The sequence below is a fragment of the Mucilaginibacter litoreus genome (assembly GCF_042676805.1).
GTDB lineage: Bacteria > Bacteroidota > Bacteroidia > Sphingobacteriales > Sphingobacteriaceae > Mucilaginibacter > Mucilaginibacter litoreus.
In genome coordinates this window covers 119,441-138,517 of record NZ_JBHTHZ010000011.1, presented here as the reverse complement: position 1 = coordinate 138,517, position 19,077 = coordinate 119,441, and the positions used below count along the sequence as shown (strand labels likewise).

The window sequence follows — 19,077 nt, the reverse complement described above, 5'->3', positions numbered from 1 at the left end:
CAAGCCTTTTTTTAACTTTTTTCAGGGCCCTTTTTAAACCCCTCAAACACCCTTCCTTCCTTCACTCCCCCAACCCTCAGGCGGGCTGCAAAGGTGCAAATTTTTCATCACTTCGCAAACTTATTTTTTAAAATTTTTAATAGGCCCTACTTAAGTAGTATTTTAAACAATTACGCTCACCTTTTAAAATGTATCTGAATTTAGTCAAGTGGAAGAAGACGAAAACCCTCCTTATTAAAATCGAACCGGCTATAGCACAAAGGACTTTAAATTGAAGTTGTAAAGCGCCTGTTATTTGAAGATCAATAATTATAGCACCCTATTTTATCCTTCAGGATATTTACGGAATATGCTGTTAATACGCATTTGTATCACCCCAAAAAAAGCCTCTTTAAAAATGCCTGATGACATTTTAGACGTACCTGCTGTACGATCTGTAAAAATGATGGGTACTTCAACTACTTTGAAATTATGCTTGATAGTCGTGTATTTCATTTCAATCTGAAAGGCATATCCTACAAACTTAATTTTATCAAGGTTAAGCGTTTCTAAAACTTTTCGCCGGTAACACATAAACCCGGCTGTGCTATCCTGAATATCAATACCTGTAATAAAGCGTACATATACAGAGGCAAAAAAACTCATTAACACCCGGCTCATGGGCCAGTTAACTACATTGACACCTTTTATATAACGCGAGCCTATGGCCGCATCCGCACCTTCAACGCATGCTTGCCTTAATCTGAGCAAGTCATCAGGATTGTGCGAAAAATCAGCATCCATCTCATAAATAAAATCGTACTGATGTTTTACAGCCCACTTAAACCCATGTATATAAGCCGTTCCTAACCCCAATTTGCCGCTACGTTCTTCTATGTGCAGTTTTCCGGGATAGTCCAGTTGAAGTGCTTTTACGATAGATGCTGTACCATCCGGCGAGCCATCATCAATAATAAGCAAATGAAAATCATGCGGAAGGCTGAATATCTTACGAATCATTCGCTCGATATTTTCCTTCTCGTTATAGGTAGGTATTATAACGATACTATCAGGCACAGAGTAAAGCAACTATTAATTGATAAAGCTTATATTAAACAATGGGGTTATCCGGATGTATGGGTTTCACTTCGTCGTCCTTTATATCCAAACCTTTACCCAACACATCCGATGCCAGATATGCTTTTTCTTTTAAACGCGGGCTTACGAAAATAAATATAACCACAAAACCCAGGCAAATACCAACAAACAACCAGTAAAATGATGCGCCGGTAAACCGACTAAAATAGCCATGATCTGCTATACTATTGTTGACCATGGTATTAAAAAACGAACCAATAGAGTAAGTAAAGTACCAAATGGCTGTCATGGTGCTTTTCATTGATATTGGCGACTGTGTATAAGCATATTCAAGCCCCACCAGTGAAACTAATACTTCACCTGCAGATAATACAGCATAAGCGAGGATTTGCCACCATACAGATGGATGAGCACCGGCGTCAACCTTTTCTTGTAATAGCGCTATAATAACGAAACTGAATGCTGTTACAAACAAACCAAAGCCAATTTTACGCAATGGGGTTAGTTTCAACCCCAACTTGGTTGCTATGGGATAAAATCCGAAGTTGAACAGTGGGATCATTATCAAAAGAAATACTGCATTTACAGTTTGTATCTGTGATGGAAGGATGTGCCAGCCAAAAATTCCAAGATCAAGGTTAAGTTTGGTAGATTGTAAAACCCATTCGGCGCTGTTCATGTCCCATAACGACCAAAAAACCGGTATAAAAGCAAAAACGGCCATTACGCGCCATACTGCCTTAATGCCGTCTACCTTTTCTTCTCCATATTTTTCTTCAGCACATGCCCAGGCACTTTTACCACCCTGCGCTTTACCGGACATTTTGCATCGCAGCGCATAAATACTTACCGAAACAAAATTGTCTCGTTTAATGCCTTTCGGCGGAACACGCACATAAGACTTTCTACCCAGGAAGAAAATAAGCGTAGCAAGCGCCATTAATATCCCCGGCACACCAAATGCCCAGGCTGCACCCAGGTTTTTATATATAACTGGAATTATAGCCATACTAACCATTGAACCGGCGTTAATGCTAAAATAAAACCAGCTGTAAATTGTGCTCATTAGTGTTTGATTGCTATGATCAAACTGATCGCCAACATTTGCGGATACGCATGATTTTATGGCCCCTGCAGAAAAAGCTATGATAATCAACCCTGTTTGAAAGCCAGCCAAATTAGTATCATACATAGATAGCAGAAAATGCCCGATGGTATATATTAATGAACCTATCAGTATAACACGATATTTGCCAAAAAACCAATCTGCAAGGATGGCGCCTAACAATGGCGTAGCATATACCAGGGTAGAGAACATGTGGTTAATACTGTTTGAATGAGCGTTTGCTACCACGTCACTCTCATGACTAAAAAACTGACTCACCAAAAAAACAGCAAGGATACTCCGCATTCCGTAAAAGCTGAAGCGCTCTGCAAATTCATTGCCTATAATAAAAGGGACTGCTCTTGGAATCTTACCTATTGACCGAGACTGTTCTGCTGTTTTTTCCTCCATTTATCTGTTTTAATTAATTCGCTAAAGTAATATAAATCTTTCAAACCAAAATTTAATACTAAAAGTGTTACAGTGAGTCACTCTTTAATTCGGAAATCTGTAATCAGAAATTTAATTTTTTCTTACTGATGGCAAAGCACTTTTATCTTTTCTTGATTGTATTTTTGGATCTGTATAACCTTCATCAGTCGCTTGTGGAACGTTACGCATATCCAAATCTTCAATTAACTGCCATCTGCCGTTTTTAAGCTGATACCCGTCATAGGTAAGGTCGGGGCCAAATGTCTCCGGTTGGTCTTTCATTTTTGGGTCAGGCGGCGCCAGATGATCAAATACAATCAGATTTTGCTCTGGCACATAACGCAATAACATTGAGGCTTGCCGGGTATATTCAAACACCACACGCGTGGGGCGAGTTTTACCACCATCAAAAACAGGCATACCTAAAACCGGATGATCCTCGCGGTCGAAGGACAATACTTCAATAACCTTTTTGGTTGATTTTACATTATTCCCTTTCCACCCTAATAAGATGTAATAAGGCTTTGATGCTGCAACACGTATTATTCTATAGTACTGTGCTCCGTACCATTTTTTATTATCGGTTACGGTATCGGCCGGGCTTTTTATAAATGGTGTAAAATCTTCAAGCGGATACATTAACAATTTTTCGCTGGTGTTCATTTGAATGGTACCATAAAAACGGTAACTGCCATCCTGATTCATTACGTGCCAGCTAAAAACACGAAAGCGATTATCTGGTGAGTTAAGTATGCTTGTGGTTTTTAAAGAGTCGAACTTATAATTGAAAGAATGAGGTATTTTTAAAGCGGCTACGAGTGTCCGTATAAATGTGTAATTTGCGTTTTTACGCTCAATCCCTTCCGGGCTGTTTATCATTTTCTTCCCCAGGGAGATCAGGCTATCCTGATATATGCCCAGATTTTTAAGGTTGATGGCCTCGTCTGAATGCTGCGCAAACGTTGTAATACTGTATATAGAGAATATGAGAGTTAGTAAAAAACCTTTCATCAAGTTGTTTGATGCTTATAACGTTAAATAAGGCGCTAAATTATAATAATCAGGTTGATGTCAGGCTATATTTTCAATAACGATAGCGCTGGCACCGCCGCCGCCGTTGCAGATGCCTGCGGCACCATATCTTGCTTTATTTTGTTGCAATACGTTTATCAGCGTTACTATAATGCGTGCACCTGAAGCACCAAGCGGATGACCAATGGCCACAGCGCCACCATTTACATTTACTTTTGCCGGATCGAGCTTCAGCATATTGTTGTTGGCCAATGCCACAACAGAGAATGCCTCATTTATCTCAAAAAAATCTATCTGTTCTGCAGATAGGTTAGCTTTATGCATGGCCAATGGCAAAGCTTTGGCCGGCGCTGTAGTAAATAGCTCGGGAGATTGCTGTGCATCTGCATAAGAAAGAATTTTTGCAAGCGGTTTTATGCCCATTGCATCAGCTTTTTCTTTACTCATTAATACCAGTGCCGCAGCACCATCATTAAGCGTTGAGGCATTAGCCGCAGTGACTGTACCTTCTTTTTTAAATACCGGTTTAAGTGTGGTGATTTTGTCGAACTTAACAGTGGCGGGTTCTTCGTCATCAGAGAATAAGGTTAACTCACCTCTTTTGTTTTTCAGTTCAACCGGAGTGATTTCTGCTGCAAATTTGCCCTCTGCCTGCGCCTTCTGGGCACGTTTGTATGATTCAATGGCAAAAGCATCCTGATCCTCGCGCGAAATATTGCAATCCACAGCGCACAGCTCAGCAGCAGAGCCCATGTGGAAATCGTTATAAACATCCCAAAGGCCATCCTTAACCAAGCCGTCGGTAATTTGGCCATGCCCCAGGCGGTAGCCGTTACGAGCTTTATCAAGATAATAAGGCACATTACTCATGCCTTCCATCCCTCCTGCCACTACAATATCATTGTCGCCCAGGGCGATACTTTGTGCAGCAAGCATTACGGCTTTCATTCCAGATGCACAAACTTTGTTGACAGTTGTGGCAGGTATATGTGGCAAACCGGCGTATATACTCGCCTGTGTTGCAGGCGCCTGGCCGAGGTTTGCCGAAAGTACATTTCCCATGTATACTTCCTGAATGTCCTGTGGCTGCAGGCCGGCTTTTTCAACAGCTGATTTAATAACAACTGCACCCAATTGAGTGGCAGACATACCAGCTAATGCGCCGCCAAAACTGCCAATCGGGGTACGGGTGGCTGATACTATATATACTTCTCTCATAAAATGAAAAACAAATTGTAGTATAATAAACGGCAAATTTAAAAATTAATTTACTATGCACGCATAGTAAATTAAGAAAATAGCTCAGCCATCAATTTTTTTACGGCGAGGTAATTTTTTTCGGGCCTTAAGTGCCTCCTGCAACAGATATTCAATTTGCCCGTTAGTGCTGCGAAATTCATCAGCCGCCCAAACTTCTATTTCCTTGAGCATATCTGGATTTATCCGTAAAACAAAAGCTTTTTTTTCTGCCATATTGATTTAACTTGCCCCTGCTGCGGCTGCCTGAGCCTGCCTGTATAACATAAAATGTACGCCTATCATTGTTAGTAAAGGCACATCAAATTTAAAAGTATTATAAGTTTCGTTTTTGAATGTAATGGCAAAGGGCTTTTTTATACCAAACGGTACCTGCTTTATTTCAAGCAGATCGCCATAGCTGTTGCTGGTAAGCGTATACGCCCTGCTGAATAATTTTTTGAAAAGGTAATTAGCCTCAAAACCGTTATTCATTTGTATACCTACATCCCGTTTCCATATAGATGGAATCATTTCGCCAATGGTTTCCTCCTCTCCCTTATTCAGCAGCATGTTACGGCCAATCAACGATTTCCTTTTTATAGTAAATGTGCCCTCAACGCTTTCTATTATGGCGTACCGTTTAAATACGCCATTGTAGCTTAACCGTCCATACAGGAATTGCCCGTCTGTCAGCTCGTAATAAGGTTTCCACCAATTGTGGCGCATGATGAACATTTCAGACGTGCGGGCGTTATTAAAATCTCTCAGATCATTCATAATAATTAATGATAAAGCGTACCGGTATTTACTATTGGATTAACACTTTTATCACCGCAAAGCACAACCAGCAGGTTACTTACCATGGCGGCTTTGCGTTCCTCGTCAAGCTCAATAATGTTTTTTTCTTCCATTTTTTGCAGGGCCATTTCTACCATCCCTACGGCGCCTTCAACAATAAGTTTACGAGCCGATATTATAGCAGCTGCCTGTTGGCGCTGTAGCATGGCATGTGCAATTTCCGGGGCATAAGCCAGGTGCGATATACGGGCTTCCAAAACCTCGATACCGGCACGTTCTAATCGCTCGTTCAATTCTTTTTCCAGCATTACGCTTACTTGTTCGGCTCCACCGCGCAGGGTAATACTCGCATTTTCATCCTCGATATGATCGTAAGGGAATGAATTTGCTAAATGGCGTACAGCAGCTTCACTTTGAATGTTTACATATTGTATGTAATTCTCAACAGCAAAAACAGCTTTTGCAGTATCTTTTATCTGCCATACTATTACTGCAGCAATTTCTATCGGGTTTCCTGCACTGTCATTAACTTTTAACTGCTGGCCATTCAGGTTAAAAGCTTTTAACGATACCTTTTTTTTAACGGTAAATGGGTTTACCCAAAAAAAACCGTCCTGCTTAACAGTACCCTTATATTTACCAAACAAGGTAAGCACTTTTGATTCGTTTGGGTTAACTATCGCCAGCCCGGGAAGTATAAAAACAAAGTTTATAACACAAATAATCGCACCTATGGCATGTTGTTCTGCCCAAAAACAAAATACGCTTAACCCAATTAAAATGAGTACTAAAACAAAGGCCAGGTAACCTGATGGTGCTGTGATAACTTTTTCGGAATTCATGATGCAAGTGATTTAAATTGATATCATAAAGATATCACATTTTGATTGATAAAAGCAAGAAGAGTTACTTAAAACCGAAACTTATGCTATTTTTGATTGGTTAAACAGTACTATGGCAAAACTTTCGGCATCACGGCAAAAGGCATTATTGCGTAAATACGCGCTAAACGTTAAGTTTTTGATGATGCTGGCCAGCGTACTACTCATTGTTTACACTTTACCAAAACAAGCTAAATTTGGCTATGAATTTGAAAAAGGCCGCGTTTGGAACCAAAAGGACCTGATATCTCCGTATAACTTCGCTATTCTTAAAACTAACGCCGAAATAGAAGCCGATAAAAAAGCCGCTTTAGCAACTGTAACCCCCGTTTATCAAAAAAATACGGAAATGGCCGGGCAACAACAGGAAGGCTTTAAAAACGATTTTGAGATAAAATGGCATAATGCAGGGCTTAACGAGCATTTAAAGAATATTTACCTGCAAACCGGTATAAATATTCTTAACGCGGTTTACGACAAAGGGATACTTAAACTTAATCCCCGATATCAGCTTACCGGTAAAGATTACGGTATTACTATACTAACTAATAATGTAGCTGTTGATAAAAGTACCGTAGATTTATTTACAATAGAACGCGCCATAAATTACGCTGATGCCACCATAAGCAAGCTGCCAAACCTGGATAAGGCATTTTTATTAAACCTTGTGCAAGACCGTATACAGCCCAACCTCAGCTTCGATGCTAAACTTACCGCACGCCTTGAAAAAGAAGTTACAGATAACTTATCTATAACCCGAGGAATGGTGCAAAAAGGGGAAACCATTATTACAAAAGGTACGGTTATTAATGATGAAACGTATCAAAAACTTGCATCCTTTAAAAAAGCGTTTGAAGACAACTCGCGTACAAATGGTAACAGCGGATATGTATTATTAGGCCAATTTCTGTTAACCGGTATTACTATAACTCTGTTAATGATCTTTCTGTACCTTTTCAGGAAAGATATTTATCATGACAATCGTTTGGTTAGCCTTATTTTACTGGTAATAACGGCTATGCTGGCAACACTCTCATTAGCTATAAAGCTGGAGTTGCCAAACTTTTACTATATACCTTATTGTATTGTACCTATAATTATAAGAATATTATTTGATACCCGCCTGGCGCTTAACATACATCTGCTTGTAGTGATGATAGCCGGTTTTTTTGTGCCCAACAGCTTTGAGTTTGCCTTTTATGAGATAACCGCCGGTATGGTGTCCATCTACAGTATAAAAAACCTGATCAGGCGTGAGCAATTTCTGGTTTCGGCCCTCATCATTACTTTTACTTATTTCTGCTCATTTGTAGGTATTGCATTAATAAGGGAAGGTACTTTCAGCACTATTGATTGGGTTGATTTTATACCATTTGCAGTAAGCGTATTACTTACGCTGTTAGCTTATCCTCTTATTTATTTGTTTGAAAAGGTTTTCGCCATAACATCAGAGCTTACACTAATAGAGCTGACGAATACTAATTCATCTTTACTGCGCGAAATGGCCTTTAGTGCGCCAGGTACTTTTCAGCACTCCTTACAGGTGGCTAACCTGGCCGAGAATGCAATTTTTGCAATAGGTGGCAATGCGCTTCTGGTAAGAGCGGGTGCTCTTTATCATGATATCGGTAAAATGGAAAACCCATTGTTTTTTATAGAAAACCAGATATCAGGTTTTAACCCGCATGATAAGCTGCCTTATGAAGAAAGTGCCCAAATTATTATCAGGCATGTAAGCAAGGGTATTGAAATGGCACGAAAAGCCAACTTGCCTGAGATTGTAATTGATTTTATAAGGACTCACCATGGTAATACCAGGGTGGATTACTTTTATCAGTCATTCCTGAAAAACTTTCCCGAAAAATTCATTAATGAGAATATTTTCCGCTATCCTGGGCCGGTTCCCTTTACTAAAGAAACCGGTGTTTTAATGCTTGCCGACTCTATTGAAGCGGCTTCACGCTCGTTAAAAGAGCCGGATGAAGAATCGATCGGTATCCTTGTCGACCGTATTGTAAAGTACAAACTTGACCAAAACCAATTGAATGACAGTAATATAACTTTAAAAGAATTAGAGACTATAAAACAGATTTTCAAGCGAATGCTAATGAGTATATATCATGTGAGAATTGATTATTAAAAATCTGATTTATTTTTTTGACGGAATTACCTAATTACTATATTTGCAGTCCCTGAAAAAAGGGATTGTTTATAAAAAAACACGGTGAGGTGCCTGAGAGGCCGAAAGGATCAGTTTGCTAAACTGACGTACGGGAAACTGTACCGAGGGTTCGAATCCCTCCCTCACCGCCCTAACAAAAATAACCCCGTAAGTCCATGATTTACGGAGTTTTGTTTTTTGATTCAGGTTCCGTAGCACTGTAAATTAAATAAACTTTTTTTTATTTAAATCCTCATCCGTACCAGATCCCCCAGCCGAAACGACATAGCCCGGCTCCAAAAAGGTTTTCAGCAAAGAAAAAGGTTAAGACGTCTTTTAAATCGAAGCAACCTGCCAGGCATGCTGTATATCTTTCACTTGCTTCTGCTCCTCATAGCTGCCATTCTTCAAGGCATTCGCATACCTGAAAAATTCATCCAACATTCCTCGGGTAATAAAATAACTTATTAAATAAAGATTCGGCCGACTGCTTAAAAGCTACTCTTTCAAACTGTCCGACCTTCAGAGTATGTTTAACGGAATGTATGTATCGCGTAGAAGCAAATTAACTTAATATGCAAAAGGCGATCTGGTAGATTGGTCACCACCATATCTGTTGTCGAAAAGGATATTTAAAATCATTTAATGAAAAACCTAATGATTTGTTCACTATAGGGTTAAAAGCAAGTGTGGGTTTTCTTGCGGAAAACCTCACACTTGCTTTTCATTGTTGATTTGCTTTAATCTGATAGAAAATAAAAATTTAAGATAACACTTACCAACCGTAGTTTTGCACCAGATTTGGATCTTTGTCAATCTCTGTTTGCGGTATTGGCATCAAGTAATGTTTATCTGTAAAAATGCGGTTCTGCAGCGTTACTGTTTTATAAAATACGGCCACACCAGCTTCTTCGCTGCTTTCATTCAGACCGGTAGCTTGTAGTTCTGCTGCAGAAGGGCGTGCATTTAAACCAAGCGCCGGTCCGCTATCAACCGTTTTAGCAATTAACCAGCGCCTTACATCCCAAAAACGGTGGCTCTCGAAAGCTAACTCTACCCTGCGTTCATTTTGGATACGCTTGCGCATACCTTCTTTGGTATTATCATCGGGTAATATGGGCAGCGCAGGCATAGATACCCTACCACGAACCATGTTAAGATATTGATAAACAGCTTGATTAGGAGCATCCTGGTATTCGTTCATCGCTTCGGCATAGTTCAGATAAATCTCTGCCAATCTGAAGATAGGAAAATTTCTTGTACCGGTACCTGAACCTGCATTACGGTCATAACTTGGCGACAAGAATTTGCGCACGTTATATCCCCATGGATTAGTACCCGGCTTGCCGGTAGCCCATCCATCGGTAACCCCATTGCCAGCGCCAAACCACGCCAACCTTACGGGCCTTTTGGTTGCATCAAACCGCCAGACATCATATTGAAAGAAAATACTGGCATAAAAGCGCGGGTCGCGGTCCTTATACATGTTAGAGATATTGCTCACGTTCTGAAATTTCAAACCATCCCAAAGCTCACCACTCCAAAAACCATCGGTTCTGTAACCAGATCCCTGAACATCTATTGGGTAACCGTTCTTCATTTCATATGCATTAACCAATTGCTGCAAAGGCGTTAACTTTCCGTTGCCTTTAAATGGCGAGCCGTTAGGCAGATAGTTACCATCAATATCTGTAGAGTTGCCCATTATTCGCGGCAAAATGGTTTCCGTGTAATCGCGTGTATAAAACTGCGCGGCATAATTTTGCACCGGGTTATCAGGAAATGGATTGTAAAGACTGTAAATCCCAAGATCAATTACCTCTTTTGCAGCATCAGCCGCTCTTTTCCATTTTTCCTTATCATACGAAGTATTGAAAAGTGCTTTTCCGTCTTTGTTTTTTATGCCTGAATATAAAGGATTACCGTTAAACAAAGGGCTGGCAGCATACAAAAGTGTCCTTGCTTTTAATGCCAGTGCTGCACCTTTTGTGATACGACCAGTCTGTGGGCCATCTTGTGTTAAAGGCAGCACATCTGCAGCAGCATCACATTCTGAAGTAATGAAATTAACCACTTCGTCAACCGAGTTGCGTGCTACCTGGGTATCTTCCAGATTATCAGGATCAACATCTTTTGCACTGGTCAATAACGGAACGGCGCCATATCGTTTAAACAGCTCAAAATAAAACTGAGCTCTTAAGAAACGCGCCTCAGCTTTATAGCGGGGTTTCCATATTGCATAATAGCTTTCGCGGTCAAGTGGAATAGGAACATTGTCAATCCGCTCTATAAAGATATTCGCACGTCTGATATCCTGGTACTTGCCAGACCAGTTGCCCAATGGGTTGTCATTAGTGCTCCAACTGCCCAAATTGTATTTATAGGCATTCACAGCTTCCCCGTTATCAAACCAATGGTGATAGGTTTCATCGGTGGCTGCAGTAAAATAGGCCTGCATTTCGTCGGGCAAGGCATTGTAAAGGCGCGCAAGTGCCTGTTCTGTCAGGTTAATATTATTATAAACATCGTTCTCGCTCGAATATTCGGCAGGCACAACGTCCAGGTATTTTTTGCAGGATGTGCTGCTGATTAAAAGTACTGCCAATAGCAGCTTACAAATATTTTTCATTGTGTTACATTGAAGCATTTAATCCTAAGTTTATTACACGCAGTTGAGGATAGTCGCCAAAGCCATTGGTTCTTTCCGGATCAAAGATTTTCATCTTCGACCATGTGTAAATGTTGGAACCACTTACAAAAGCGCGGATGTTAGACAAACCTGCCCGTTTCACCCATGTCTTAGGAAGCGTATAGCCTATTTCGGCATTTTTCAAACGCAGATAATTTGACGATCGCAGCCAAAAGGTTGAGTTTTGGTTATTATTTACGTTGTTTGAAGATGAAAGCCTTGGCCATTGCGCGTTAGGGTCAGGGTTCTCTGTAGTCCAGCGGCCGGTCAGGTAATCGGCTAAAACCGAACTGTTGCTTGAAAAAGCCCAGGCCGATGTACCTGTTAACCACAACTGACCACCTGTAGCACCCTGGAACAACACATTCATATCAAAGCTTTTGTATGTGTATGAAAGCGTTAAACCCATGATAGATTTAGGGGTGGTTACCTTACCTAAGTAACCTTCATCCTGGCTGTTGATTACACCATCACCGTTACGGTCAAGGTACTTGATATCACCCGGGCGCACTGCACCAAACTGTTGTGTTGGGCTGGCTGCAATATCTGCATCATCCTTAAACAAACCCAATGCGGTAAGTCCATATGCTTCATTGATCTGGGTACCTTTTAAACCACGGTATGCAAGGGCATAAACCGGTTCGGCTGCATATTGTATGCGGTTGGTTGCATAAGAGTATGAACCCCTTACCATGATATTATGATTGCCAAAATGCTTTCTCCAGGTGATTTCTCCTTCGAAACCTTTGTTATCAACTATACCCGCATTAATAGCCGGCAAGTTTTGCACACCGCTTACATCAGGAATAATGGTAGCGGTGGTCAATATCTGCGAACGCCTCTCCTTGAAAACATCGCCGGTAAAGGCTATCTCGCCTCTAAACAATTCCAGATCAATACCAATATTTGCTTTCTTTGACTTTTCCCAGGTTAGGAATGAGTTACCTGTAGCGCTTTCCTGGGCACCGGCATAACCGTCGCCATCGGCAGCTAAACCAAAGCGGTAACCACTACCATTACCTGTTTGCCAAGTGCTCAGGTAAGCAAAGCGCCCAACACTGTTGTCCACACCTACTATACCATATGACCCTCTGAATTTTAACAAATTGAAAACTTTTGAATCTTTAAGGAACTTTTCATTAGATGCAACCCAGCCAAGAGATACGGCTGGAAAAAAACCCATGCGCCTGCCTTTCATAAAGTTTTCAGAACCGTTGTAACCGGCATCGGCTTCCAATACATACCGCCTGTCATATGAGTAGTTAAGCCTGCCCACTAAACCAAGCTGCTTGTAAGGCAGCGCCGCGATAGCTCCATCGCCCGTGGCAGTTGCCTGAAAGCTTTGCGACTGATTATAACGCAACATACCTGATATGGCATGCTTTTGCGCAAAGGTCCTGTCGTAATTTAAATATGCTTCAAAAGTTGATTTGCGGCTGCCATTGGCGTCAACGTTAAAACCAAGCAGCCCATCTCCGGTAGTTAATTCCTCATAATGGCCACTGCTCAAGTCTGTTGCGTTTTCATCTATAATGAACCGGTAAGTTGAGTAATTACGCTGACGGAAAATATTCCGATAATTTTGTGCGTCGTAAGCAAATCGTGTCCTGAAACTCAATCCTTCTGTAACAAATGGTAGTTTCAGCGTAAATCCAACAATTGAACTTAAAGTATTTTCAAAGAAACGACCATAACCATATTGAGTAAGCCTGCCATAAGGGTTAGGCGGCGAATCTTTTTGACCGGGCACAGAACCGTTAGGGTTAGTTAATGGATAGAGATAAGACGGTGTAGTACGTAACTGGTTCCATATTCCTCCGGCTGTTTCATTAGGATAGTTCCGATCGCGTACGATGTCAGACAGGTTTAATTCCAGCTTAAGCAATGGGGTAATGTCCACATCAATGTTGCTGCGGAAATTGTATTTGTTCATCTCAGCATTAATGTTATACGCATTAAGGTCGTCGTATTTATACAAACCAGCCTGATTCAAATAACCCAGTGAGACAAAGTACCTTGCAGTTGACGAGCCACCATTTACATTGAGGTTACCCTGGGTCATCATGGAATAAGGCTTTATGAGCTCCTTAGTCCAATCAACATTAGGATACAGATACTGGTAGGTTGGGTTGCTGCGGTCACGAAATTTGTTCAGGTATTCGTCTGTATACAAATTTGCGTTCAGGCCATCATTGTTCAACGCTTCTCTGAAAAGTGTTAAAGCGTCGTAAGAATCCAGGTACTTAGGCATATTAAATGGCTGTTGCGCCGCAGTTTGTGCCGTAAGTGAAATTACGGGTTTACCAATTTTACCCCTTTTAGTGGTTACCAATACTACACCGTTGGCACCTTTCATACCGTATACCGCCGTGGCTGCCGCATCTTTCAGCACGCTTACAGTTTCAACGTCGTTCGCATCAATTCCATCAATACTGTTCTCGATACCATCTACCAGTATCAGCGGACTTTTACCCTGATAAGTGCCGAAACCACGTATATAAAGCGCAGAACCATCAGCTCCGGGCTCGCCGCTGCTTTGAATGGTTATTAAACCTGGCAAACGGCCTGCAAGGCTATTGGTAAGGCTGGCTGTTGGCGTACGCAACAATTCTTTAGAAGTTACCGAAGTAAGGGCACCGGTAACATTCGTTTTTTGTTGTGTGCCGTAGGCTACCACCACAACATCGTTCAAAAGGGCAACGTTTTGTTTTAATTTTACCGCTATAAATTCACGTGAGCGCACAGGTACTTCCTGTCTGATGAATCCGAGCATACTAAATATCAGGGTCGCGTCCTCAGGCACCCTGATCAGGTAACTACCGTTAACATCTGTTACAGAGCCATAACCGCTACGGCCTTTTACCGAAACCGCAACGCCTGGTAAACCCACCCCACTGGTATCGGTAACTGTACCGCGCACTTCAATATCTTTAAACGCTGAGTTTACCGGCAAAACTTCCGGAGTGGTTTTATTGTTATTGTTTGCTGTAGCGAGTGCGGGCAAACAAAAAAGGATCATAATACTTACAAATAACGTATATAGGCTGATCACCGGATAGCAGGTGCCGCCTTTGTTGTTATATAAAGGTTTTCTCATAATTGATTTGGTTTAAGAAATTGGTGATAAGAAAGCTTTCCTGAAATCACAATATCAGTTGGCAAAGCCTTCTTTGGTTTAAATGTCTGATCACGGACTGTCCGGCTCAGACAAAATTTTATACTTCTCTTTTTTTTAATGCATATTTTGAGGGGTTATTAGGTTTAATTCTTAGTTGTAAATCCCGGCTATTCAGCCACATACAGCAACAAAATTGGCGCATAGCTCAGGCTATCCTACCCTTAAAAGGCAAGGCATTTAATAAATCATACTTTATTGTTATTTGAGAACGAATGCTCAACAGGCTATTGAGTCAGGTACACTCAAACCTTCCGGTTATTCAAATCAATCCCCTATCGGAATGGGAATATTCGTCCCCGTACTAACGGCAATACCAAAATTTGGCGAGCCATCAGCATTCCAGTTGAGTTTTTGCATTCTTGAAGTCCTCGGTTGGTTGGGCATAGCAGGCGTGTTCCGTGCGTGATAGATAAACCAATTTTCGGTTTGTAATACGCCTTTGTCATCTTTGCGGCTACTGGTAAAAAAGCCGTTGTGCCCGGGGCCATAAACGTTAGCGTTATCATTCCTTACAAAAACTTGCTTTTTATTTATCCAGTCTTGTGCAACCAATGGATTGCCACCCGCTTTTAATTGAATTTGAGCAAGACAGTAATTATCGCTGCTATAACGGCTGGCCGAAAATATAACGAATAACGGACTGTTAGCATCACGTTGCAAAACTATAGGCCCTTCATTAACGCCGGCACCAATTGAACTTGGCTCCCACTTTTCCCATTCGTTAGTTGGGGATGATATTTTTACCCTTGGCCCGCTAAGTGTCCAAGGGGTTGACATAGCAGCGATATAGATATATTGCTTATATTTTTCAGTTGCATTTTCCCAGCCAGACCATACAAGATAATTTTTGTTTCCTATGGTAAGGATAGAACCATCTATCGCCCATTGATCATCAGCAGGGTCAAATAGTCTGCCTTTGAATATCCATGTACCCTTTGTAGGGTCGGCATTCTCATTTTCAATCACAAACATGCGATTGCTGTCATTAACGCCGCTTTGCGCTGCAGCAAAGTAAATGTACCATTTACCTGAAATAAAGTGCAGCTCGGGTGCCCAGATGTCGGCTGAGTGATCCGTATTTTGAGGGGGCGACCATACCACCGTTTCAGGGGCGGCAGCCAGTTGAGACATTGATCTTGTTTTGATGATGGAAATATTGTTTCCTTTTGTTGACAGGAAATAGTAATTACCATCTTTTTGGGCAACAAAAGGATCTGCATGGTCGCCTGCTATTACCGGGTTTTTAAAATACTTTACCTTTTGCCCGGCGTCATTGTTTCTGGTGGTTGTATCACCCGAACCGTTTTTCTGACAAGCCTGAACAAAAAGCGGAAAGGCAGCAACAATTAAAATAAGTAAACCTTTTCTCATAAATAGTGATAAGTAATTTATATGGTTAAAAAGACAAGGCGCATCAATCTATCGAAAACCTTTGCGTCGCCGGCGTCATTATAATCGGTAACCAAATGTAGATACGAAAGGCATACGGCATGCTCAACGAAGCCTATTACCAATAAAAATCAAACTTCTAAAATTAATAAATGTCTAAAAGACAGCAATTTACAATGTGATAAATCCTTAAAAATCAAAAAGAAAACTCTACTGAATTTAAAAACAGGACCTATTTTAAGCTGATTGCAGCAGTAATTGCTTATACTTCATTTATCACAAACTGTATTAATAAGCATTCCAATAGATTATAATAAGAAGCCCTTACAGTTAACTGTGAAACAAAATTTGATTAACCTTAAGTCAAGGGCAAATCATAATATTAACTAAAGATTAGTCAAATAGGTAAAACTTATGTTATGCACTTTCGTCTGATTTTAGGCAGTTTAACCTACAATCTTTGTTAGGTTACCTGTTGCGGTGTTTTGTTTTTCCTTTAGAGCCCAGGCATACATATAACGTTAACTCGGCAATTGAATTCATTGGTACTTTGGATGATTTTTCCAGCTGGTATAATACTTAAGGAAATGACTGTAGACTTTATTGCCGATAAGCAGTTCGTCGTTGCCTTTAGAAGCTTTATGATGGGGACACAGTCACTTTGAAGCTAATTACCCGCAAGTGGTTCAGCAGGTGCCTCAATACTACATTGCTTCATCCCTGGGGCTAACACCTGAACACCTAAGCAGGATCAGAAAAATAGGTATAAACATTTAAAACCATAAACCATATGCTGAGCGTTTAAAACCGAAATTTTCACCTTACACAATTGGAAATCCGGATAAAAAAATTGTACTTGGCATACATAAAATATTATTTAATGTATTTACCAACCCTTTATGCAAAGAGTTTTGCAGCGCTGCTCATCATCAGTTTGCTAACGCCTCAGTTTCGTGCCGCCGCTCAGGACTTTCAGCATCAGAACGAGACTTTTTGGAAGATCAGCAATCAGCATAGCACAACCTGGGATGTCTCTACAGAGAACCGACTGCCACACCATGATAATATAGAAATGTCCGGTACGCTTGTGTCTGGTATCATCAGGTACAGTGTCAATAAACGGAAGCAACTAAAAATCACCCGGGATATTATCTTTCCACAATTAAGGAAGTTTAGCCGATCGGACGAATCCATCTATCGCGCCTACCTGCGTGACGAGTATGAAGATAATATCCTTCCTGTTATGACCAACAACCGGAAAAAGTTTGAATGCGGTCCGCTGGATTCTGTCCGGATAAACGGGAAAATCAGTTTTTATTTTGAAGCCCGAAATGGTATTCGCGTGATCCGGTCATTTTTCCCGTCCATGAGCGAACGGATGTTCGTGGAGAAATGGATATTGATCAACACTGCCGATACGACGCAAACGCTTAATGTTGGACCAACGCAGCTGGAGCAAGAAGAAGCGGGTTATCATGGAACTTATCATCGGAAAATATATACCGATGCGCCGAAAATGATAACAATTGAGCCACATAAGCAGATGTCATTCGCCATATATTTTACAGCGAGCCTGAACGATGAGCCGATACCTGCTCTTCGGCTGCCTGACGCCGAGGCCGGACGGGACAGTTTCCTGGATACCATGTCCCGTAATCTCATTTTGAGAACACCTGACCCAAACCTCAACACCCTGTTTTACTTTTCCAAGATTCGTGCAGCAGAAAGCATTTTCAAATCAAAATATGGATTGGTACATTCACCGGGCGGAGGCAATTACTATGTAGGGATCTGGGCAAATGACCAGGCCGAATACAGCGGCCCATTTTTCCCCTACCTCGGCTACCAGAAAGGTATCACCGCTGCAATGAATGCTTACCGGATCTTTCAGAATAACATCCCGAAGGATGGTGGCAAGATATGGGCATCCTTTGAGATGGACGTCACCTACCCATTTGGTAAGCGCGACCGTGGCGACGCAGCGATGATCGCGTTCGGCGCTACACATTTCCTGCTGGCATCCGGAGATCAAAATAAAGCTAACGAACTTTGGCCGTTGATCACCTGGTGTCTTGACTACTGTAAAAAAAGAACGACTGCTGATGGTATCGTCGCTTCTGAAAGTGATGAATTGGAAGGGCGGTTTCCTTCAGGGTCTGCCAATCTTTCTACGTCGTCATTGTATTATGGCGCATTGATTCAGGCGGCCAGGCTTGCCCGGGCGATGAACAAACCGGCATCTTATGCCACCGATCTTGAAGCACGCGCAGCGCGGCTGTCAACCGCGATCGAAAAATATTTCGGCGCGGATATGAACGGCTTGAAAACATATCGTTATTACAAGGAGAATACGACCCTCAGAAGCTGGATATGTCTGCCGCTGGTAGTTGGCCTGAATGAACGCAAACAAGGTACACTCGACGCGCTCTTTAACGAACTGTGGTCAGCAAACGGTGTCCTGACAGAAGGTGGCGGCGACCCTAAAAAGCAACAAGTATTTTGGGACCGGTGGACCTTATATGCCTTCCGGGGAGCATTCAAAGCCGGCGAGGCCAACAAAAGCCTGGACCGCCTGCTTTCTTACTCGAAAACCCGGCTTACCGGATTTCGTGTGCCATATGCAGTGGAAGCCTGGCCAGAGAACGGTATGGCACATCTGTCTGCGGAGAGCGCATTGTATTGCAGGATATTTACGGAAGGACTATTGGGCCTTGAACCAACCGGCTTCAAATCTTTTACCCTGGCACCACACCTACCTGACCAGTGGGACCATACCGAACTTGACCAGATCAATGCCTTTGGTACTACATTCGATATTCACGTGCAAAGGACAAAAAGTAAGTTAAAGGTTACCATCAAGACAAATGGCAAGGCCATTTTGCAAAAGATCATAGCCGAAGGTAGCAAAATCGCTGTAACGCTTAACTGACTCAAGAAGCAGCAGGGCAAATACCCTGCTGCAAACCTTAATATGAGTAAATATTTTGCCGGCACCCCCATCCAAGCAGACGTTCTGAACAACCGGTTCAATACCCGGGTTGATGAGCTTATAGACGCTGGGGTGACCAGTCGCGTTAGCACGGTGGAACTGATGAG

At 41.7% G+C, this 19,077-nt stretch carries 13 protein-coding genes and 1 tRNA gene; 3 read left to right on the top strand and 11 right to left on the bottom strand.

Going from position 1 to position 19,077, the window contains the following annotated elements:
- Positions 1-324: 324 nt before the first annotated feature.
- The 7 genes from ACFQZX_RS12780 to ACFQZX_RS12750 all read right to left on the bottom strand — a co-directional run bounded on the left by ACFQZX_RS12780 (position 325) and on the right by ACFQZX_RS12750 (position 6,525).
- Positions 325-1,056, bottom strand: coding sequence for a polyprenol monophosphomannose synthase (locus ACFQZX_RS12780; RefSeq protein ID WP_377115889.1), 732 nt, complete (start codon positions 1,054-1,056; stop codon positions 325-327).
- Positions 1,057-1,090: 34 nt separating this feature from the next.
- A complete protein-coding gene (locus tag ACFQZX_RS12775; RefSeq protein WP_377115887.1) occupies positions 1,091-2,593 on the bottom strand; it encodes a POT-type proton-dependent oligopeptide transporter in 1,503 nt (500 codons plus the stop codon).
- A gap of 111 nt (positions 2,594-2,704) precedes the next feature.
- Positions 2,705-3,625 carry a hypothetical protein gene (locus ACFQZX_RS12770; protein ID WP_377115885.1) on the bottom strand — a complete coding sequence of 307 codons (921 nt, stop codon included), beginning with the start codon at positions 3,623-3,625 and terminating at the stop codon, positions 2,705-2,707.
- A 60-nt stretch (positions 3,626-3,685) separates the two neighbouring features.
- Positions 3,686-4,864, bottom strand: a complete 1,179-nt coding sequence (locus ACFQZX_RS12765) for an acetyl-CoA C-acyltransferase (RefSeq protein ID WP_377115883.1) — start codon at positions 4,862-4,864, stop codon at positions 3,686-3,688.
- 84 nt (positions 4,865-4,948) lie between these two features.
- Positions 4,949-5,119, bottom strand: coding sequence for an Arc family DNA binding domain-containing protein (locus ACFQZX_RS12760; protein WP_377115881.1), 171 nt, complete (start codon positions 5,117-5,119; stop codon positions 4,949-4,951).
- A 6-nt stretch (positions 5,120-5,125) separates the two neighbouring features.
- Positions 5,126-5,662, bottom strand: coding sequence for a hypothetical protein (locus ACFQZX_RS12755; protein WP_377115879.1), 537 nt, complete (start codon positions 5,660-5,662; stop codon positions 5,126-5,128).
- Positions 5,663-5,667: 5 nt separating this feature from the next.
- Positions 5,668-6,525, bottom strand: coding sequence for an SPFH domain-containing protein (locus ACFQZX_RS12750; RefSeq protein ID WP_377115877.1), 858 nt, complete (start codon positions 6,523-6,525; stop codon positions 5,668-5,670).
- A 112-nt stretch (positions 6,526-6,637) separates the two neighbouring features.
- Here ACFQZX_RS12750 and ACFQZX_RS12745 point away from each other — a divergent pair, with 112 nt between their 5' ends.
- Entirely contained in the window at positions 6,638-8,704 is a 2,067-nt protein-coding gene (locus ACFQZX_RS12745; RefSeq protein WP_377115875.1) for an HD family phosphohydrolase, read from the top strand.
- A gap of 83 nt (positions 8,705-8,787) precedes the next feature.
- Positions 8,788-8,874: transfer RNA gene (locus ACFQZX_RS12740), tRNA-Ser, on the top strand.
- Positions 8,875-9,158: 284 nt separating this feature from the next.
- On the opposite strand, the gene ACFQZX_RS12735 is transcribed toward ACFQZX_RS12740, so the two are convergent.
- The 4 genes from ACFQZX_RS12735 to ACFQZX_RS12720 all read right to left on the bottom strand — a co-directional run bounded on the left by ACFQZX_RS12735 (position 9,159) and on the right by ACFQZX_RS12720 (position 15,963).
- Positions 9,159-9,272 carry a DUF5712 family protein gene (locus tag ACFQZX_RS12735; protein WP_377115899.1) on the bottom strand — a complete coding sequence of 38 codons (114 nt, stop codon included), beginning with the start codon at positions 9,270-9,272 and terminating at the stop codon, positions 9,159-9,161.
- 228 nt (positions 9,273-9,500) lie between these two features.
- Positions 9,501-11,354 (bottom strand): RagB/SusD family nutrient uptake outer membrane protein, encoded by a 1,854-nt coding sequence (locus tag ACFQZX_RS12730; protein ID WP_377115873.1) that lies wholly within the window; start codon positions 11,352-11,354, stop codon positions 9,501-9,503.
- Positions 11,355-11,358: 4 nt separating this feature from the next.
- Entirely contained in the window at positions 11,359-14,511 is a 3,153-nt protein-coding gene (locus ACFQZX_RS12725) for a SusC/RagA family TonB-linked outer membrane protein (RefSeq protein WP_377115871.1), read from the bottom strand.
- 345 nt (positions 14,512-14,856) lie between these two features.
- On the bottom strand, positions 14,857-15,963 hold the full coding sequence (locus tag ACFQZX_RS12720; RefSeq protein WP_377115869.1) for a glycoside hydrolase family 43 protein: 1,107 nt from the start codon (positions 15,961-15,963) through the stop codon (positions 14,857-14,859).
- Between the two features lie 898 nt (positions 15,964-16,861).
- On the opposite strand from ACFQZX_RS12720, the gene ACFQZX_RS12715 reads away from it, so the two are divergent.
- Positions 16,862-18,910 (top strand): six-hairpin glycosidase-like protein, encoded by a 2,049-nt coding sequence (locus ACFQZX_RS12715; RefSeq protein WP_377115867.1) that lies wholly within the window; start codon positions 16,862-16,864, stop codon positions 18,908-18,910.
- The last annotated feature ends 167 nt before the right edge of the window (positions 18,911-19,077 follow it).